16 protein-coding genes are annotated in these 19,857 nt (G+C 68.3%); 11 read left to right on the top strand and 5 right to left on the bottom strand.

Going from position 1 to position 19,857, the window contains the following annotated elements:
* Nucleotides 1–55: 55 nt before the first annotated feature.
* The 8 genes from ON40_RS19820 (at nt 56) to ON40_RS49975 (ending at nt 11,361) form a co-directional block, all read left to right on the top strand.
* Nucleotides 56–1,531 carry a conjugal transfer protein TraG N-terminal domain-containing protein gene (locus ON40_RS19820; protein ID WP_245567903.1) on the top strand — a complete coding sequence of 492 codons (1,476 nt, stop codon included), beginning with the start codon at nt 56–58 and terminating at the stop codon, nt 1,529–1,531.
* Entirely contained in the window at nt 1,528–3,018 is a 1,491-nt protein-coding gene (locus tag ON40_RS19815) for an SCO6880 family protein (protein WP_040825044.1), read from the top strand. The genes ON40_RS19820 and ON40_RS19815 overlap by 4 nt, the downstream gene beginning before the upstream one ends.
* 6 nt (nt 3,019–3,024) lie before the next feature.
* A complete protein-coding gene (locus ON40_RS54700; protein WP_245567902.1) occupies nt 3,025–5,820 on the top strand; it encodes a hypothetical protein in 2,796 nt (931 codons plus the stop codon).
* A 61-nt stretch (nt 5,821–5,881) separates the two neighbouring features.
* Nucleotides 5,882–6,190 (top strand): transposase, encoded by a 309-nt coding sequence (locus ON40_RS19805; RefSeq protein ID WP_040825177.1) that lies wholly within the window; start codon nt 5,882–5,884, stop codon nt 6,188–6,190.
* 31 nt (nt 6,191–6,221) lie between these two features.
* Entirely contained in the window at nt 6,222–7,919 is a 1,698-nt protein-coding gene (locus ON40_RS19800) for a peptidoglycan DD-metalloendopeptidase family protein (RefSeq protein ID WP_040825043.1), read from the top strand.
* Nucleotides 7,916–8,605 carry a hypothetical protein gene (locus ON40_RS19795; RefSeq protein WP_245567901.1) on the top strand — a complete coding sequence of 230 codons (690 nt, stop codon included), beginning with the start codon at nt 7,916–7,918 and terminating at the stop codon, nt 8,603–8,605. The genes ON40_RS19800 and ON40_RS19795 overlap by 4 nt, the downstream gene beginning before the upstream one ends.
* Before the next feature lie 37 nt (nt 8,606–8,642).
* Nucleotides 8,643–10,553, top strand: a complete 1,911-nt coding sequence (locus tag ON40_RS19790; RefSeq protein WP_040825042.1) for a type IV secretory system conjugative DNA transfer family protein — start codon at nt 8,643–8,645, stop codon at nt 10,551–10,553.
* A gap of 70 nt (nt 10,554–10,623) precedes the next feature.
* The gene (locus ON40_RS49975) at nt 10,624–11,361 is read left to right on the top strand and encodes a DUF4913 domain-containing protein (protein ID WP_083895790.1); all 738 of its coding nucleotides are present in this window, start codon (nt 10,624–10,626) and stop codon (nt 11,359–11,361) included.
* A 116-nt stretch (nt 11,362–11,477) separates the two neighbouring features.
* On the opposite strand, the gene ON40_RS19775 is transcribed toward ON40_RS49975, so the two are convergent.
* Nucleotides 11,478–11,975: a hypothetical protein gene (locus ON40_RS19775; RefSeq protein WP_245567900.1), complete on the bottom strand. Its 498-nt coding sequence runs from the start codon at nt 11,973–11,975 to the stop codon at nt 11,478–11,480.
* 428 nt (nt 11,976–12,403) lie between these two features.
* Complete coding sequence (locus ON40_RS19770) at nt 12,404–13,309, bottom strand: peptidylprolyl isomerase (protein WP_040825040.1); 906 nt, start codon at nt 13,307–13,309, stop codon at nt 12,404–12,406.
* A gap of 150 nt (nt 13,310–13,459) precedes the next feature.
* Here ON40_RS19770 and hisS point away from each other — a divergent pair, with 150 nt between their 5' ends.
* The 3 genes from hisS to ON40_RS19755 all read left to right on the top strand — a co-directional run bounded on the left by hisS (nt 13,460) and on the right by ON40_RS19755 (nt 16,626).
* Nucleotides 13,460–14,737 carry a histidine--tRNA ligase gene (gene hisS, locus ON40_RS19765; RefSeq protein WP_040825039.1) on the top strand — a complete coding sequence of 426 codons (1,278 nt, stop codon included), beginning with the start codon at nt 13,460–13,462 and terminating at the stop codon, nt 14,735–14,737.
* 73 nt (nt 14,738–14,810) lie between these two features.
* A complete protein-coding gene (locus ON40_RS19760; protein ID WP_051193320.1) occupies nt 14,811–15,455 on the top strand; it encodes a hypothetical protein in 645 nt (214 codons plus the stop codon).
* Nucleotides 15,456–15,618: 163 nt separating this feature from the next.
* Nucleotides 15,619–16,626: a malate dehydrogenase gene (locus tag ON40_RS19755; RefSeq protein ID WP_040825038.1), complete on the top strand. Its 1,008-nt coding sequence runs from the start codon at nt 15,619–15,621 to the stop codon at nt 16,624–16,626.
* A gap of 56 nt (nt 16,627–16,682) precedes the next feature.
* Here the strand turns inward: ON40_RS19755 and ON40_RS19750 are convergent, their stop codons facing one another.
* From ON40_RS19750 to ON40_RS19740, 3 genes are all read right to left on the bottom strand, one after another.
* The gene (locus ON40_RS19750; protein ID WP_040825037.1) at nt 16,683–17,552 is read right to left on the bottom strand and encodes a TIGR03619 family F420-dependent LLM class oxidoreductase; all 870 of its coding nucleotides are present in this window, start codon (nt 17,550–17,552) and stop codon (nt 16,683–16,685) included.
* 299 nt (nt 17,553–17,851) lie between these two features.
* A complete protein-coding gene (locus tag ON40_RS19745) occupies nt 17,852–19,447 on the bottom strand; it encodes a hypothetical protein (RefSeq protein ID WP_040825036.1) in 1,596 nt (531 codons plus the stop codon).
* Between the two features lie 2 nt (nt 19,448–19,449).
* Nucleotides 19,450–19,770, bottom strand: coding sequence for a type VII secretion target (locus tag ON40_RS19740; protein WP_040825035.1), 321 nt, complete (start codon nt 19,768–19,770; stop codon nt 19,450–19,452).
* Nucleotides 19,771–19,857: the final 87 nt, after the last annotated feature.

Genomic DNA, 19,857 nt, shown 5'->3' with positions numbered 1-19,857 from the left:
AGTGCTTCGGGCCGACAGGGCCGAATTCCATCGCGGCACTTCGACGGATCGAGGGGTGAGCCATTTGATCAGGCGCTTGGTCACGATTCTCGCGGTGGTCTTCACCGTCGTGATCGCCACGCCGACCGTGGCATACGGCCAGACCTACGGATTCGACCAGACCTGCAACCAGATTCACGACGACCTCGACAACATGGGACTGCCCGGGGTGTCCCTGGGCGATGCCGCCTCGGCGGCCTGTAAGGGCGCCAATGCCGCGACCCATCCCGACAGCGCCGGCAACGCGGTGCGCGACAAGGCATGGGATTCCACCTTCGGCAAGGTGGTCGACTCGCTGATGAGCGGTTTGGGGCAGGCGCTGATCATGGCGCTCACCTTCTGGATGAAGGTGCCCAACGAGCGGCTCAGCAACGGCGGCCAGCTGTTCCAGAAGATCAACGACTACACCTATCAGGCGCAGATCCTGCTGCTGATCGTGTCGATCATCCTGTCCGGGGTCAGACTCGCCGAGGCCAGACGCGGTGCGCTGATATCCGAAGCGGCCGAATCGTTCCGGATGTTCGCGCGGGTGATATTCAGTTCCTGGATGCTCGGCGCGGTGATCGTCGCGGGCACGCAGGCTTCGGATCGCTTCTCCGCGTGGGTGATTCAGGACGCCACCAACGGCCAGGCGAAGAACATCGCCGAGTTGATGGTGAAAACCAGTAAGTTGCAGGCGTTCTCGCCGGGTCTGGTGCTGATCATCGCGATCGTAGGTCTACTCGGCGCGCTGGCGCAGATCGTGCTCGCCATCGTGCGTCAGGGCATGCTGGTCGTCGCCGCGGGTGTGCTGCCGTTGGCCGCCGCGGCGTCGGGCACGAGTATCGGCAAGCAGTCCTACTCGAAGCTGTTGAGCTGGATCATCGCGTTCATGCTGTGGAAACCGGTGGCGGCGATCGTCTACATGATCGCCTTCCTGGCCGCCGGGAACACCGACGAAAGTACCTCCACCGCAGGACTTCCCGACGCGGATCAGGCACAGCGGATGCTGGTCGCGATCGTGCTGCTTGGCAGTGTCGCCTTCGTTCTGCCGGTGCTGATGCGCCTGGTGGCTCCGGCGGTCGGCATGGTCGGCAACGGCGGTTCGGGTCTGGCTGCCACCGGTGGCGTGGTCCTGGGCGCGATGGCCCTGGGCGCGGTCGGTACCAAGGCGGTCGCCATGCGCGGTACCGCGGCCTCGGGCGCGCCCGGATTCGTCGGCGGGCGCGGGCCGCGTCCGCCGGGCGGCGCCGGTGGTCGCGGTAGCGGCGGTAACCGTCCCGTGCCCCCGCCGCGCGGCGGCGGTAGCGGCGCCTCGGCGGCCGCGAGTCCGCCGACGGCCAGCGGATCGGCCACGACGCCGTCCGGCCCGGCCCGCGCGATGAACCGAATCGCCAACGCCCGCGCGGCCGCGGCCAGTCTCAACCGCGGTGAGTCGGCGATGGGCGACATCGCCGGCGACGGCTGGGGCAACCGTTCACCCGACCTCGGCAGGAGCACCATTCCACGATGACGACGACCGAATCCTATGAGCGGCGCTCGTACGGGCTCTGGCAGAAGCCGCGCAGCGCAGGTCTTTTCGGCCTGCGCTGGGGCGAGACGGTGCTCGGCTTCGTCGTGGTCATCGGTGCGCTGCTGACAGCGCTGGTGGCCGGTCCGAAACCGGCGTTCTTCGTCGCCGGGATCGGCGTCGTGGTGATGGTTCCACTGGTGTGGCGGTCGGGGGGCCGCTCCGGCTACGAGACGGGATTGATGATGTTCCATTGGCTACGCGGTCGAAACCGGGGCGAGCACGTCTACCGGGGCGGGCGGTTCTCCCGGATCCCCGGCGGGGTCGCCCGGCTGCCCGGGCTGATGGCGCCGTCCAAGTTGTACGAGGGGATCGACGCCGGAGGCTACAGCTTCGGCATGATCCACCTACCGCAGTTCGGCCAGTACACGGTCGTGCTGCGGGCCTGGCCGCAGGGCCACGAGGCGGTGGATCAGCCGGTGATCGATCGCTGGGTCGCGGCCTGGGGCACCTTCCTGGCCTCGCTGGGGCAGACCTCCGACATCATCGCGGTGGTGCCGGTCATCGATACCGTTCCCGAGACCGGTAACCGCCTGCTGACCGAGGTCTCCACGATCACCCATCCGCAGGCGCCGGATCTGGCGCAGCAGGTGATGTACGAGCTGGCCACCGAATTGCCCCAGGAGCGTGTGCAATTGCTGCCGCGCGTGGCGATCACGTTCAAGGCGACCACTGCCGAGCGCCGCAAGAATCCCGCGGAGGAGGCGGTGGAGATCGGCCGTCGGCTGCCGGGCATCTGTGCGGCCCTGGCCGAGGCGGGTGTGCGGGCTCAGCCGATGTCCGCGGACGAGGTGATCGCGTTCATCCGGCGCAGCTACGATCCGGCCGCGCAGGCCGATCTCGAGGTCGCGGTCGGTGAACCCGGCGGCCACGGTCTGGACTGGGCCGATGCCGGGCCGGTCTCGCACGAGGAGCGCTGGGATCACTTCCTGCACGACGGCGGTCGCTCGGTGACCTGGGAGATGGACACCGCCCCGGAGGGCGCGGTGGACGAGCGGGTGCTGCAGCGGCTGCTCGCACCGAATCCCGAAGTGCCGCGCAAACGTGTGGCGATCGTGTACCGTCCGCACTCGGCGGCCGACGCCGCCGAGATCGTCGACGACGACTACAAGAACGCGCTGGTGGCACAGCAGAGCGAGCGCGGTGTCGTCTCGGCGGCGGCCACCCTGCGGGTGGGCGCGACGCAGCAGGCCCGCGAGGAGCAGGCGCGCGGTCACGGCGTGACCCGCTTCGGGGCGCTGGTGACGATCACCGAGCCCCTGCGCGGCGATCTGCCGCGTATCGAGGCCATTACGCGCGATCTGTCCACGCAGGCGCGCTTGAAGATCCGGCGGTGTTACCGCTATCAGGCGGCGGGCTTCGCGGCCTCGCTCGGGTGCGGGGTGATTCTGCCGGAGCACGCGAGCATTCCGAAAGCATTGGCGGGGTGATCCTTCATGGCAGGTGATGACGGCGACGCGCCGATCCGCTCCCGCGGCGAGCCACCGCGGTACCGCGAGCGCGTGGTGGACACGAGCAATCCGCTGCCCGGCGGTGGGCGCGGGTTGCGCCGTGAGGACGACTGGAACATCGAGGCGTACACGCCCGGCCAGCCGCGTACCGCCATGCCTGCCGACTGGGACGACGCCCCCGTTCGTCCCGCCCGCCGCGGCACGCCCGGACTCGGTTCCGGGCGTGACCGTTCGAGCACGCCCCCGGAACGTCGGCCCCGTCGTACCGAAGAGGATCGGGGCGCGGCGGCTCGGGCCGGACGCGCGGCCGACACCGAAGCGCGCTCGCGTTCCCGGGACGTCGCGCCGCCGCGCGATCGCCGTCCGGTGCGCGAGGACACCACCTCCGATCGTCTCGCGATCGAATCCACCACTGCCCGTGAGCAATCGGTCACCACGCGGGAGCATTCCACCTCGCGCGCCGGTGCCATTCCCGCGCTGGATGCGCCCGCCGCGAACGGCACGACATCGGCGAACGGCACCTCGGCATCGAACCAGACCGAATCCGCTGCGGCGCGGACGCCCGTCGCCGATGATTCGGGTCAGGTCGCCACGGGCCGCGGGGCGGCCGAAGCGACAGCCGATTCGAGTACGCGCAACACCACTTCCCGTCCGCCGACGGCCCGGGAACGTGACCAGCAGCAGACAGCCGACCGGTCGGGCGGTGCGGCCCGGGGGACCGAACAGCGCACGAGAGGTCGTGAGGACATGCGATACGGGCAGGGCGGTCGGCGTCAGCGCCCGCCGCAGGAGTTACCCAAGCAAGTCGGTCCGCCCGACCCCCGTGCCACGCGGTCGCATCCGGAACCGGATGCGTTGTCCGGCAACGGCTCCCATCCGGACCCGCAGCGCGCGGACGCGGGACACCTGACCCGCAGTCGCGCCCCGATGTCCGAACGCAACCGCCGCCGGGTGACCGATCGCAACGGTGGTGACACCGCCCGCACCACACCCCGGCGCCCGGAGCGAACGGCGCCGGTGGCCAGGTCGAAGTCCTCGGCCCGAAAGGGTAAGGGCGGCAAGCAGACCAAACAGGGCCCGCCGCTGCTGGACGAGCTGACCCGGGCCCGGCTGGAGATGACCGTGCGCGAGGGCGCCGGTCTGCGCGCGGCCTGGGCGGCCTTCCGCATCCGCACCGACGATCTGCGCCGGATGAACGCCGCGGCCCGCCTGGATACCGCGCAGGAGGACGGATTCGACCGCACCACAGCGCAATTGACCGATCGCGGCTATCTCGGCGCGGGCGGCGGCCGGATGAACGTCATCGGGCGTCCGGTCGAATACCGGGCCACCACAGCGCAGGTCGCGGGCCTGTGGCCGTGGTCGGTCGGTGCGGGCGCGCCGCTGATCGGCACCCCGCTGGGTTCGCATCTGCACACCGGTGCGCCGGTCTGCTTCGACCCGATGAACTGGTTCATGCGCGGCAGTTTCATCACCGCGCCCAGCCTGTTCGTGCTGGGGCTCAACGGATTCGGTAAGTCCTCGCTGGTGCGGCGGATCGTGCTGGGCGGTGTCGCGCAGGGCATCACGCCGCTGATCCTGGCCGACGTCAAACCCGACTACCGCAAACTCGTGGAGATGGTCGGCGGGCAGGTCATCGACCTGGGGTACGGCCACGGCAAGGTCAACCCGCTGGCCGGTGGCGTCCTGGGCGCGGTCGTGCCGCTGCTGAACGGTCTACCCGCCCTGCAGATCCAGGTGACGCAGGAGTTGCGGGCCCGCCAGGTCACCCTGATCGCAGGTCTGGTCGAACTGGTGCGCGGCGCGCGCGTGCGCGACTACGAGGAGACGCTCATCTCGACCGGGCTGAGCATCCTGTACCGCGAGGGCAGCGGCTTCGCCCCGGAGAATCCGCCGATCATGGAGAATCTGCTCGAGGTCATCGTCGAGGGCGGCGATCAGCTGATGCTGGACGCAGGCGCGGACAGCCCCGAGGAGTACCACGAATCCATCAAGGGCCTGCGCCGCTCGCTGCGCGCGCTGACCCAGGGGCCGTTCGGCGCGGTGTTCAACGGGCAGACCACCACACCGATCGACACCACCTCGGTCGCGGTCTGCATCGATGTCTCGCACATCCCGACCGGCGACAAGAAGCTCAAGGCCGCGGTCATGTTGGCCTGCTGGGCAGACGGATTCGCCTCCGTCGAGGCCGCCCACGTGCTCGCCGACGCCGAAATGGGCGCGCAGCGCTACTTCCAGGTGGTCATGGACGAGCTGTGGCAGGTGCTGGGCCTGGGCGACTTCATGGTCGATCGCGTCGACGAGCTGACCCGTCTGCAGCGTGGTCTGGCCACCTCGCTGATCATGATCAGCCACACCATCAAGGATCTGCAGTCGCTCGGTTCGGAGGCCGCGATCGCGAAGGCGATCGGTTTCCTCGAGCGCGCCCGCGCGAAGATCTTCGGCGCACTGCCGCCGGAGGAGATCAAACGTCTGGATTCCACGATTCCGTTCACCGCCGCCGAGGAGGAGATGGTGACCGGATGGTCTGCGCCGCAGGCGTTGACCGGTGAGGCGCTCAAGCCCGGACAGGCCCGACCACCCGCACCCGGTACCGGTAAATTCCTGCTGAAGATCGGCGAGGATCGCCGTCCCGGCATACCGTTCCACATGGAATTCACGATCTCGGAGAGGGAAAGCGGAATCCACGAAACCAACCAGCGTTTCAGCGAATTCACCGAATCCACCGCGCGCCGCGGTGAGGACGCCGCGCCGAGCGGCGACGAGGGGAGTGCTGCGTGAGAGCGAACCGGGCGGTGGCGCAGGCGCCTTCGCGGATTCGGCGGTCAGGGAGGGTGGCGCGATGATGCCGCACAGGTCCTATCGCAGGGTGTCACCGCAGGTGCGACAGGCCGCGGTGGAACAGGTGATCGCCCTGACGGGCAAGTTGCGCAGCGAGTCCGAGGCGTGCCGGGTGGTGGCCGAGCAGATCGGTGTGCACGCCAATTCGGTCCGCAACTGGGTGCGCGCCGCGGAGGGACCGGGACTGGATCGGATGGACGCGGGCGCGCTGCGGCGCAAGGTCGCACTGCTGCAACAGCAGTTGGCCGCCGCTGCGGAGATGAACCGCACCCTGGTGGAAACCCTCAACGACACTCAGCGCAGCACATGATCGCTGCCCAGCGACGAATGGGCGTGCCGCGGTGAACGCGAAATCTCTGCTGTGGGTGGGATTCGGCAGTGTGATCGGGCTGATCGCACTGATCGTGGTGATCGTGCTGCCCTCCTCCGAGGACGACTGCGCCGATCAGCCGACCGTGTCGGTCACCGCGCCGGTTCCCAGCCCTGCGGTGCAGGCGCAGACCTCGCCCGCCTCGGGTGCGGCGAAACCTACGACGTCGAGGCCGAATGCGCCTGCGGCCGCATCGAATTCGACGGTGCCGGATGTGCCCGCGGCAGCGGTGGAGCCGAGTTCGGGCGCCGACCGGGCGGGCGGGAGCCTGGCCCCGATCCGGCGGACGTGGCCGCTGGCCGCGGGATCGTTCCAGATCTCCGATACGTTCGGTTCGCGCGGTGGTACGCATCTCGGCGTCGACCTGGCCGCGCCGGACGGCACGGCCATCTATTCGGTGGCCGACGGCACGGTCGTCGCGGCCGGTCCGGCCTCCGGATTCGGCAACTGGATCGTGATCGACTCCACGGATGTCAACGGTCGTCCGTTCTCGGCGGTGTACGGGCACGAATGGGCCAGTGGCGTCGGGGTGCGGGTGGGACAGACCGTGCGCGCCGGTCAGCCGATCGGCCAGGTTGGCTCGGCCGGGCAGGCCACCGGGCCGCACCTGCATTTCGAGATCGTTCCCGGCGGCCGACTCAACGGCGGACATCAGATCGATCCGCTGCCCTGGTTGGACGGCGCACCGACCCCGCAGGCCAGTGGTGCGGTGCCGAATTCGGTGAATCCGTTGTGCAGCCGCGGATTCGGGACCGCCGGTGGCGCACTCGCCGACGGCAAGGTACCCGCCGACCTCGAAATCTGGTATCGCCGTGCGGGTTCCCTCTGCCCGGAGATCAGCTCGTCGATCCTGGCCGCCCAGGGCAAGCAGGAGTCCGGATTCCGGCGCGGGCTGACCTCCCCGGCCGGCGCCGAGGGATTGGCGCAGTTCCTGCCCGGCACAGCGCGATCCATCGATCCGGACGACGGCAAACCGTACCTGCTCGACGCCGACGGCAACGGCACACCGAGCCTGTGGGACGACGGCGACGCGATCATCGCGCAGGGCCGCTACATGTGTTCGCTGGCGCATCGGATCGAGGGCTGGATCGGGCAGGGCAAGGTGCACGGCGATGTCGTGCCGCTCGCGCTCGCAGCGTACAACGCCGGTGAGGGTGCGGTGCTGGCCTCGGGCGGGATGCCCGATCAGGTGCCCGCGCACTTCTCCGAGACCCAGCCGTACGTGAAGAACATCCTGACGATGGAGGCGCAGTTCCGCGCCCCGGGCTCGATGGGCCGCTTCCAACCGGACGGCGGATCCGGCGGCGATCAGATCGTGCAGGCCGGTGAGCAGTGGATGGGCACGCCGTACGTATGGGGCGGCGGTGGTCCGTCGGGGCCGACCGGTGGCGGTCTGGATGGGCCGGGTCTGACCTCGGCGTCGGTGTTCGCGGCCTCCTCGGGCCGGGTTATCCTGCCGCGCACCGCCGAACAGCAGTGGGAAAGCGGCTCGGAGGTGTCGTTGAGTGCGGCGCGTCCGGGTGATCTGGTGTTCTTCGATTTCGGGCGGCGCGGACCCGCGGACGTCGGCATCTATCTCGGCGGCGGCAGCATGCTGCGCTCGGCCGATCCGTCCGGCGTCGGCAAGGCCCCGGTCCCCGGTGACGGGCGGTTACGGAGGGTGATGTGAGCCGGACAGCAGAGCACGACCGCGCACACGCGGGACACGCCGAGATCATCGAATTGCCGGGAGCTGTCAACAGTCCCGTGCGCCCGATAGCCTGGAGTGCAGGCATGGTCGGCCCCCGCCCGCCGGGCGGGCGGGCCTCGGTGACCGGGCGATACGCGATAGTGGTGGTGATGCTGGTGGTGGGCGTCGCAATGCTGGCCGCCGCATGCGGCGGTAGCACCGGAACCGATTCCACCCAGCCGCCCACGACCACGGTCCGGCAGTTGGAGGCGGTGCCGCCGCCGGATCCGAGCACACCCGACGGTGTGGCGGTGGCGGCCCTGAAGGAGATCTACACCTGGTACCCGGCGACCGAGTCCGAGGCGAGTTCGCTGTCCCGGGCGCGCCAGTACCTCGGGCCCACTCTGTTGCGGACGCTGGATTCGCCGCCGAGTGTCGCCGAGACGCCGAAACCCTCGCTGCAGTGGGCGGATTGGGCCGAGGCCGGAGCGAAGATCGAGGCGTTCGCGTTCGCGTCGGGGGAGAAGGCGCCGTCCACCGGCGATCCGGATCATCAGCAGTACAAGATCGGAATCGAGCAGACCGTCGTCTACCCGGACGGGCGGCGCGAATCGCTGCCGTCGACGACGGTCATCGCCACCGTCGTGCAGACCGGCGGAGTCTGGCGACTCGACGGATTCCGTTGAGCGGCAACAACATATACGGTCACCCCAGGAGGCTGAGATGGCGAAGAAGGTGAAGGATCCGGCCGACCCGGGTCCCGACCACACCCTGATTCTGATCTACGTCGGATTCGCGGTCGTCGGAACCCTGTGGGTGGCACTGCAACTGGGCAATTGGCTGTCCTCGACCAAGCAGAACATCCCGGTCAACCCGATCGCGATCGTGGCCGGGCTCGCGCGCGGGAAACTGAGCTGGCCGTTCCCGGCGACGGTGATCGTGATCCTGATCATCGTGCTCGTGATCGCGTATGTCGTGATCCGCAAGGAGATGCGCAAGCGCGCCGGCAAGGGCAAACTCCCGGTCGACGACAAGGCCCAGCACATGGGTATGGGCGGCGCCATCTCCGCGCTGACCGAAGAGGGCGTGCGGGCCAAGGCCGCGCAGCTCGGCGTCGGCTCCGGGCGCGGATCGGGCGGATTCGATTCGGACCTGTCGCGCAATCAGGGCCTGGGCTACAAGGATTCACCGGGCGTTCCGATCGGGATCTCGGTCGCCGAGGGCGTGCCGCTGTACGGCTCGTACGAGGATCTGCACCTGGACATCTGGGGCCCGCGGCAGGGCAAGTCGACCTCCCGGGTGATCCCGGCGATCCTGTCCGCGATCGGCCCGGTGCTGGTCACCTCGAACAAGCGTGACGTGGTCGACGCGACCCGCGGTGTGCGCGAACGCCAGGGCGATCCGCGGCACGTCTACGTCTTCGATCCGCAGGGCGTGGCCTTGGACGTGGAGCAGCCGATCAACTGGTACTGGGATCCGCTGCGGTGGGTCGATGCGCGCCGGCGCGGCTGTGAGATGCGCGCCGCGCAGCTGGCCGGGCACTTCGCGGACGCCGACTCCGGTCTGGATGCCAAGGGGGACAAGTACTTCGACTCCGAGGCCGAGGATCTGCTGGCGAATCTGTTCCTGGCCGCCGCGGTGGCGCAACGTCCGATCGTGCAGGTGTGGGAGTGGGTGACCAACCCGAACAACCCCGAGCCCATCGAGATGTTGCGTCAGGCCACGCCGTACTGGGAGAGCGTCGCGGATCTGAGCCTGTCCGCATCGAGCCTGTCCGCGCAGTACAACACCGACCCGCGGACCAAGAGCGGCATCTTCGGCACAGCCAAGAAGATGATCGGCTGCCTGAAGATGTCCAACGTGCACCAGTGGATCACCCCGGGCGGCGACCGCCGGGAGTTCGACGAGCTGGAATTCCTGGAGCGCAACGGAACCCTGTACTGCCTCTCGCTGGAGGGTCGCGGTTCGGCCGCCCCGCTGGTCAGCGCCTTGACCGCGGCGGTGATCGATGTGGCGATGCGCGAGGCGGCCCGCTCACCGCACGGCCGGCTGCGGGTGCCGCTGCTGGCGGTGCTGGACGAGGCGGCCAACGTCGTGCGCTGGAAGGATCTGCCCAAGCAGTACAGCCACTTCGGCTCCCGCGGCATCGTGGTGATGACGGTGTTGCAGTCGTGGGCGCAGGGTGCGCGGTGCTGGGGTGAGGACGGTATGGAGGCGCTGTGGTCCGCCGCCAACATCAAGGTCCTGGGCAGCGGCATCGACGATACGAAGTTCCTGGCCGAACGTTCCGAGGCGATCGGCGATTACGACTCCATCACCCAATCGATGTCCGAATCCAAAGGCGGCAAGAGCTATTCGCGTTCGCTGGGTTCCTCGCGGACGTTGAATGTGAACGCCCTGGTGACGATGCCGCGCGGTCGAGCCGTCGTGTTCACCTCCGGTGCGCCCGCGGTGCTGGTGCGGACCGTTCCGTGGTGGGAGGGCGAATACGCCGACGCGGTCAGGGAATCCATCGCGCGATACGAGCCCGGTGCACGCACGACGCAGATCAGCGATCTGGTCGAGGAGCGCGGTCTGGTCCGCGAGGCCCCGACCGAGCAGTACGGACAGCCCGAGGAGGTGCAGCCGCTGTGAGCATGCGCACTGAGCGAGCTTTCGGTGTGATCGGTTCGGCCGCAACGGAATCGAAGGCCGAGGTGGGGTCGTGACCGAACCGCAGGAGTACCCCACGCACTATTCGCATGTCGCGGCGTTCGTGGATCAGTATCTGCGCTACGTGTACCAGCGGCAGGTCACCGATACGACCGATGCCGTGTGGTGCCCGGAGTGGTGGCGGCATTCCGAGGCCGTGGCGCGGCTGGATGCGCTGTGGCGTGCGTGGGAGAACCTGCGGCAGGATCCCAGCAGGGGCTTGAGCATATGGTTCCTCGACCACGCCGATAAGCACATGGCGAAACTGCTGGACCCCAACGGCCCGTTCAAGTATTGCAGTGCCAGGCACGGACATCGCCAGCTGCTGGCTCCACTGCCGTTGCGTACGCCGCCGCCCGGGATGTTCAACGAGGTGAGCGACGACGTCACCTACAAGTCGGTCGTGCAATTCGTCGAGAACTACCTGAGCATGACTTTTCAGCGGCAGGTCACCGACACGACCGATACGGTGTGGTGCCCGGAGTGGTGGAAGCACCACGAGGCCGTGGCGCGGCTGGATTCGCTGTGGCGCGTGTGGGAGCACTTCCGGCAACAGGGTGCGACCGGCCTGAGCGAGTGGTTCGTGGAACATGCCGACCCGCATATGAAACAGTTGTTCGATCCACGTGGCACTTTCCGTTACTGCAGTGCCCGACACGGCCACAAGGATCTGCTGAGCCCGCTACCGGCTTCGGAGCCGCAGGTGGGGATGTTCAGCAATCCCGAGGACGTCGAGGAATATCAGGTCTGAACCGGAACCGGTTGCGCGGCAACGGGTTCCGGTGAATCTGCCGCTGCCGTTGAAAACATCGCACCGCCCGGGGGATCGGACATCGATCCCCCGGGCGGTGCGATGAACGAGCGAAATCAGCCGCGGGTGCGCTCCAGTCCGCGACCTTCCAGTTCCCGAGCCTGACCGATGCGCCTGCTGGTATCGGGCCTGGCGCGGACCGCTTCGGACGCGGGCTGTGCCTGACCGACCTCCATCAGCATGCGTACCGCGGCGAGTTCGGGCGCCACGCCGATGCGGTTGAGATGCTGAGCCAGTGCCGTGCGACGCTCGGCCGAGTCGTATCGGATCGAGGGTTTCGCGGGCGTGGTCTGCCCGCCGGCGGGCGGCGTGCTGCTCGTGCGGTCGGAGATACGGTCCCGCTCCAGGGAGACACCCTTCTCGAGCGGGGCCTTCTCGAACATCCGGGCGAGTTCGAGGTTACGCGGATCCTTGGCTTTCGCCTCGCGCGCGTCTCGGAGTTGAAGTTCGCGAGCCTCTTTGATGCGCGATTCGGTGACCTTGACGCGGGCTTCGGCTTCCTTCTGCCCGCGCTCCCGGGTGCGCAGCGCGACCAACGTCGCGAGCTGCAACATTTGCTTCATTATCGACGCTGTTTCGGCGCCGATGTCGTCCATTTCCGGCATGGCCTGCTCCCCGATGCTGCAGTGAGGATCACTTTGGATGATTGTGGTGCATCGTCATGGACGCGATCACCGGAACGGTGGTTCGAGTGATACGTCCCGCCTGCATTGTGGACACCGGGAGCACTGGGTGAGCGGTACTGCCCGGTGGGGCGTCGACAACACTACGTCGTACTCCGTTATACAAGATTACCAATAAATATGCAGGGTTGCCTTACCAGGCGCGCACTGTCCCAGCATATATCGCACATTTCCGACGCGCGCGCAGAACCTTCGTACCTCTTCCGGTCGATCGGGGGTGCGCGCCGTAGCTTCTCCGCGTGCGCGCGTGCACCTCCGGGACGGGGTGGCCGCCGGATTCGACTCGGCGGCCACCGATTTCAGCTCACGGTGACCGAGTTGAAGGTGATCGGCAGGTTCGGCTTGCCGCCGCCGGCCGAGGAGTCCATCGAGTGGTCGTCACCGGCCTTGGCGACCTTGTCCAGCGTCGCGAGTCCGGCCTGGTCGATCGTGCCGAAGATGGTGTACTGCGGGGGCAGCGGCGAGTCGCCGAACATCAGGAAGAACTGACTTCCGTTGGTACCCTGACCGGTTGTGCGGTCCGGGCCCGCGTTGGCCATCGCGATCACGCCGCGCTTGTACAACACCGGATTCTGTGCGGCCTCGGTGTCGCCCTTGGCGATCTGATCGGTCGGGTACTCGTTGTCGAACATGTATCCCGGGCCGCCCTGGCCGTTGCCCATCGGATCGCCGCACTGCAGCATCTGCAGACCCTCGGTGCTGAGGCGGTGGCACGAGGTCTTGTCGTAGAAGTGCTGAGCGATCAGGCTCTCGAAACTATTGACCGTGCAAGGGGATTCGGCCGGGTTCAGGGTGATTCCGATCGGGCCCCGGGTGGAATCGATGCTGACCTTCGGGCTGCCGGAGGTGGACACCTGGGTCTTGTCCGGCTTGTGCACCGGCTTGGCCGCCTGCCCGCCGTCGCGATACGTGCAGCTCACGGTCGCGGCCTTCGGCTTGGCCGCCGGGGGCGGGGCGGCCTTGGGGGTATTGGACAGCGAGGCGTCGGCGCTGGTGGTGGTCGACGAGTCAGCCGATTTCGTGCTGTTGTCGTCACCGCGCGTGAGGAAGTAGATGCCGACACCGGCCGCCACCACGACGACCACGCCGAGCGCGGATCCGGCGATGGTGAGCTGCTTGCGCCGCCGGGCCCGTTCGGCCCGCCGGGCGAGTTGTCGCTCCAGCTTGCGTTTCGCCGCGGCTCGTCGCTGTTCGTTGCTCGGCACTCCCAGTTCCTCCCGTGTAGGTCTGCGTCTCGGCCAAGAGTCTGCCATCAGTTCCTGAGGCCAGTATCAGGACGGGACCAACCCCGGCGGCCGGTGGCGGTCGGGAACCGGTTGGACTTGCGGATATGTGGTAGGGGAGACTGGGGGATCGTGACCAAGACCAGCAGCTTCAACGCCCCGAAGGGGATCCCGGATTACGTCCCGCCCGGCTCGGCCGAGTTCGTCGCGGTGCGCGACACTCTCGTGCACGCCGCGCGACTGGCCGGATACGGGCATGTCGAGCTGCCGATCTTCGAGGACACCGGCCTGTTCGCCCGCGGTGTCGGCGAGTCGACCGACGTGGTCAGCAAGGAGATGTACACCTTCGCCGATCGCGGCGACCGGAGCGTCACGCTGCGCCCGGAAGGCACCGCCGGAGTGATGCGCGCGGTGATCGAACACGGCCTGGACCGTGGGCAGCTTCCGGTCAAACTCTGTTACGCGGGTCCGTTCTTCCGCTACGAACGGCCGCAGGCCGGACGCTACCGGCAGTTGCAGCAGGTCGGCGTCGAGGCCATCGGCGTGGATGATCCGGCGCTGGACGCCGAGGTGATCGCGATCGCCGACGCCGGATTTCGCGCACTGGGGCTGGACGGCTTCCGGCTCGAGATCACTTCGCTGGGTGACGACTCCTGCCGCCCGCAGTATCGGGAACTGTTGCAGGAGTTTCTGTTCGAGCTTCCGCTGGACGAGGAGACCCGGCGGCGCGCGGAGCTGAATCCGCTGCGGGTGCTGGACGACAAGCGTCCCGAGGTGCGGGAGATGACCGCCGCGGCGCCGCTGATGCTCGATCACCTGTCGGAGTCGGCGAAGGTCCACTTCGACCAGGTTCTGGGATATCTGGACGCGATCGGGGTCGCCTACACGATCAACCCTCGCATGGTGCGCGGGCTGGACTACTACACCAAGACCACCTTCGAATTCGTGCACGACGGACTCGGCGCGCAGTCGGGCATCGGCGGTGGCGGCCGGTACGACGGGCTGATGGCGCAACTGGGCGGGCAGCCGCTCTCGGGCATTGGATTCGGCCTCGGCGTGGACCGGACCGTGCTGGCCCTGCAGGCCGAGGGCAAGACCGCGGGGGACTCGGCGCGGGTGGACGTGTTCGGCGTACCGCTCGGCGATGCGGCCACCCAGCGGCTGATGGTCCTGGCGGCGCGGTTGCGGGGCGCGGGTGTTCGGGTCGATCTGGCCTACGGCGGGCGCGGGGTCAAGGGCGCGATGAAGGCCGCCGACCGGTCCGGCGCGAAATACGCTCTGGTACTGGGGGATCGGGATATCGCCGAGAACGAGATCGGGTTGAAGGATCTGGCCACCGGCGATCAGCGGCAGATCGCGCTCGACGACGCGGTCAGCGTGGTCTCGGAGGCTCTCGCGCACGATCGGTAGTACGGTCGCGGGGCCGGGATCACCCGGGCTCTGGCCCGAACCCGCCGGAGTGCAGCGGAGGCCATGGATACAGATGCAGCAGCAACCGAATTCGTCAGAGCCGCAACGGGTCGGCCTGGATCTCATCGCACCCGAGGTGTACGCGCCGATGCTGCGCCGATTCACCGTGTTCGCCTGCGGGGTGGCCGTGGTGGTGGCCCTGTTGCTGGCGTTGCTGGTGAACTGGCCGGTTGCGGTGCTGGCCGGGGTTCTGCTGGTGGCGCCCGCCGCGGTGTACTCGATATCGGTGCGGCGGCGGCGAATCTGGTTGTCGGGCACGGTCGTCGAGGCGCGCACCCTCACCGGGCTGCGGCGGGTGGACATCGCGGAGGCCACCGGTGTGGAGGTCCTGGTGTTTCCCGGGCGGCTGAGCCGGATAGTCCTGCGGATCACCGCGGGGCGCGGGCGGCAGGTGATTCCGCTGGCCATGTACACCGACGCCGGTGGTGGCCGGGAGTTGCACATCCTGGGGCTGCGCAAACTCGCCGACGCGCTGGCCGCGAGTCATCTCGCGGCCGCGCTGGGCGTGTCCAGCATGCTGGTCGGTCAACTGCGTGCGGAGGCCCGTGATGCGGGACTCGAGGAACGGCCGCTGTACCGGGCCGTGCATCTGGTGCGGGTCAAGGACGTGGTGCAGCCCGTCGCACTGAGCGACGCGGAGATCGCCACACTGGGCTGAGCTGTTCGGCAGTACGAAAAGCTTTGTGGCGCAGCGTCTCGGGCCTGCGCTGTGGCGTTCGCGGGGGAGTTCTCCCGCAGATGTCTGATTGCTCACGGTGAGCCGTCCGGCGATGTGCGGCTCGATAGGCTCGGCACATACAGTCGATCATCGAGGAGTAGATGTGACCAGGACCGCTCGCACGCCCGTGACCGTGACCGTCACCGGTGCGGCCGGACAGATCGCCTATGGATTGCTGTTCCGGATCGCCGCGGGGGCGATGCTCGGGCCGCGGACGCCGGTTCGATTGCGGCTATTGGAGACTCCGGCCGCGGTGGGCGCGCTGGAGGGGGTGGCGATGGAGCTCGAGGACGGGGCGTTCGGGCTGCTCGAGTCGGTCGACATCGCCGATGATCCGTGGATCGGATTCGAGGGCGCCGACATCGCGGTGCTGGTGGGCGCGCGCCCGCGCACCGCCGGGATGGAGCGTTCGGATTTACTCGCCGCCAACGGCGCCATCTTCGCCGATCAGGGCGCGGCCATCAACGCCAGTGCCGCGTCGGACGTGAAGGTTCTGGTGGTCGGCAATCCTGCGAACACCAACGCGCTCATCGCGATGAGCAATGCCCCCGACGTGCCCGATTCGCGATTCACCGCGCTGACCCGGCTCGACCACAATCGCGCCATCGCCCAGCTCGCCCGCCGGGCGGGTGCGCCCGCCGCGTCGATCGCGAGGATGACCGTCTGGGGTAATCATTCGGCCACCCAGTATCCGGATCTGAACCACGCCACCGTCGGCGGTCGTCCGGCGCTGGAGACGATCGGGGATCCCGATTGGGTCGCCGATGATTTCATCCCCACCGTGCAGCAGCGCGGCACCGCGATCATCTCCGCGCGCGGTGCGTCGTCGGCGGCGAGTGCGGCGGGTGCGGCTCTGGATCACATCCGGGACTGGGTGCAGGGGACCCCGGACGGCGACTGGGTGTCGATGGCGGTCCCGTCGGATGGTTCGTACGGTGTGCCCGAGGGGCTGATCAGCTCGTTCCCGGTCACCTGTGCGGACGGGGAGTACCGGATCGTGTCCGGGCTCGAGATCGACGAATTCTCCCGTGCGCGTATCGATGCCAGTGTCGCGGAGCTGGAATCCGAGCGGCAGGCCGTGATCGAACTGGGTTACGCGAAGCGGGTCTGATCCGGCTCGTGCGGTCCGATCGTCGCGACGGCATCGATCGGACCGCGTCGGGCGGCTCAGCATTTGGCGATGACGGATTCCGCGTAGCGCTCGATCGCCGTGAGCTTGCGCTCCAGCGGTTCGGTGTCCGGTCCGGCCGTGTAGTGGTAGCGGAAGCCCACGATGACATCGGTGATGCCGCGGTCCTCCAGCCGTTTGATGCCGTCGGGGGTGTAGGCGTCCAGCGAGGCGACGTGGATCTCGAACGGGATGGAGCTGTCGCGTTCGGGGAGCAGCTCGTCCAGGCGGGCGAGCATGCGGTCCAACTCCTCCGGCTGGCCTCCGGCGTGCATCCAGCCGTCGCACAGCCGCACCGCCCGGCACAGCGCCGCATCGCTGTGCCCGCCGACCAGAATCGGCATCGGTTCGGTGGGCGCGGGGGTCATCTTGATCCGCGGAATGTCGTAGAACTCGCCGTGGTACTCGAAATATTCGCCGGTGCACAGGCCGCGGACGATCTCGATGCATTCGTCCATTCGCCGTCCGCGACGCTCGAACGGCACGCCCATGATCTCGAAATCCTCCGGCCACGGGCTGACTCCGACGCCGAGGGCGAATCGGTTGCCGCTCAGGGCGGCCAGCGAGCTCGCCTGTTTGGCGACCAGGACCGGCGGGCGGATCGGCAGTTTGATCACGAACGGCGTGAAGCGCAGGGTGGTCGTCACCGCGGCCAGTGCCGCGGACAGCACGAACGTCTCGATGAACGGTTTGCCGTCCAGGAACTCGCGCGAGCCGTCGGGCGTGTACGGGTACGTCGAATCCGATTCCTCCGGGTAGGCGATGCTGTCGGCGATCGACATGCTGTGGAATCCGGCGGCTTCGGCGGCCTGCGCCAGCGGCACGTAGTGGGCCGGCTCGGTCATCGCCTCCGCATAGGTGAAACGCATCGGAGCATCCTCTCGGTCGGCGGGTGTGTGCACTCGCCCGGTCCGGGCGGCTCGGGCTCGGGCCCCGCGGCCTCCGGACGGCTGAATTAGAACAGATTCTAGTTTTGTCGGCGATCGTAATCGCAGCGATCCTGAACTGTCAGCCGATCGGCCGATCCGGCCCGCTGAGCGGGCTGCCGGGTGGTGCGGATTCCGGATCAGCGGGTTGCGTAGCGGCAGAACGTCTTTGCCCGCGCACGCTGAAGGCCCGGACCGTACTGGTCCGGGCCCTCGACGTAAGCGATCGACAGATCGGTCGATCAGAGGCTGGTATCGGAGGAGTAGCCGTTGATCTCCTCGTCGGAATGGATCTGGCCGATGACATCCGGCGCGATCTCGCCGAGCACACCCGCGAGTTCGGTATCGCCGGTGATGCTCTGGTACGGCTGCACCGTGCTCTGATGCTCTTCGTCCTCGGTATTGCGCGCGTTGGCCGCACCGCCGCCGCCCATGAAACTGCTGGGGCTGGTCAGACCGGCTGCCCGGCTCGCCGCGCTGACCTCGGCGGCGATGGCGTTCTGGGCGTTGGCGATGGCGCCCGGCACGGACGTGCCCGCGCCGCCGCCGGAATTGGTGCCGACGCCGTCGGTGCTCAGGCCGCCGCCACCGCTGCTGAAGGAACCGCCCCCGCCGCCGCTGGACAGGCCGTTGTATCCGGCCGTCGAGGTGTTGCCGAGTTTCGAGGTGAGATCGTCGGTGCTGGTACCGCTGTCGCTGTTGTTGGACAGCAGCGACTGGGCCTGCTCCATCACCGGCTGAGCGATGTTCTGCGCGACGGACTCCGCGGCCTGGGCCGCCTGCTGTCCGGCGCCGCTCTGACCGAGCAGCTGATTGACCACGCCGCTGAGCTGACCGGTGTACCCGGCCAGTTCGCCGCGGGTGGCGTTGACGATGCCGACCGCGGTGCCGAGATGCTCTGTGGCCGTGGCGATCAGCGTGGCCTGCGCGGGCGGGGTGACGATCACCGGGGCCAGTGCGGTGGCCTGGGTGGCGAAGGACTGGGCCACCGCGGTGAGCTGCACGTTGCCCTTCTGCACCACGGCCGCGGCCTCGTCGGTGAGTTTGGAGATGTCGAAACCGCGCTGGCTGGTGTCCCGCCCCTGGGACTGGGTCTGCTGACCGGCGGACTGGGCGCTGTCGGCGGATTTGCCCTGCCACACCTGGTCGACCGATTTGAGCGCACTCTCGCCGACCGACATGGCCGCCTGGATGACCTGCGAGGATTGGCTCAGCAGCGTGCTGGGATTGAGCGCGCCCATCACGCCGGTGCCGAAGCTCTGCAACAGGCTCGCGAACGGCTGGAAGAGCTGTTCGATACCCGGGATGGCGGGCAGGGTGATGCCCTTGCTCAGCAGGGTGTTGATCGTATCGGTCGGATCGGCGGCGGCGATCGGGGCGGCCGCCTGCTGGATCGAGGACGCGGTACTGCTCAGCGCGGACGGCGCGCTGTTCAGGGCCGTATGGGCGTTGGCGAAGACGTTCTGTGCGCCCGGAATCGCTCCGAGGGTGCTCTGGGCCTGATCGAGCGCGCTGTTCGCCGAGCCGAGCAGCGGACTGGCCGCATCGCTGAGCGCCGACGCGTGCGTGGAACCATCGCCCAGTCCCGGAATGTGTCCGCCACCGAGCGAGGAGCCGTGCTGGTCCTCGAATTCCTTCTGCGCCAAGTGTAGTTCGGGCGAGATCGCCTCGGTGGTCTCGGTGGGCAGCTGTGGCAGCGCGACGTGCACGAACGGGCCGTTCTGCACGGCGGAGGCGATGTTCTGCGCGGTCTGGGACGCCGCCTCGGACACCGCGGCGAGCGGGTCCGCGGTCTGCGCGCCGATGACGCCGCCGGTGCCGGAATCGAGTGCCTGCACGCTCAGCCCCCGATCTCGTTTGCGGCGGACTTCAGCGCGTTCGAGAAGGTCGAGTCGGAATCGTCGAACGTGGCGGCGGTGCCGAAGGCGGACTGCCCGATCTTGTCGACCTTGCCGGACAGATCGTTGATGTCCTGGCAGTGCAACACCTGCGCGGCGGCGAACATCGCGAGATAGTCGGCGCCGATGATGCCGAAGACCGGCGTCATCGCGGCCACATGACTGACCGTGTCCATATTGCCCGCCCCGGAGATCTGCGCCGCGACGCCCTTGTGTGTCGCGGCGAATGCGCGAACGGCGTCGGTCTCAACCGAGAAACTCATCGAGTCTGCCCCCCCAATCCTCATACCATCGGTCTCGTCGACTCGGCCGGGACGCCGCGGCGCCCCAGGCCGTGCGCCGTCACCGGC

Origin of the sequence: Nocardia jiangxiensis NBRC 101359 (assembly GCF_000308615.1) — a bacterium.
GTDB classification, from domain to species: domain Bacteria; phylum Actinomycetota; class Actinomycetes; order Mycobacteriales; family Mycobacteriaceae; genus Nocardia; species Nocardia jiangxiensis.
This window is presented reverse-complemented; position numbering and strand designations above follow the sequence as displayed.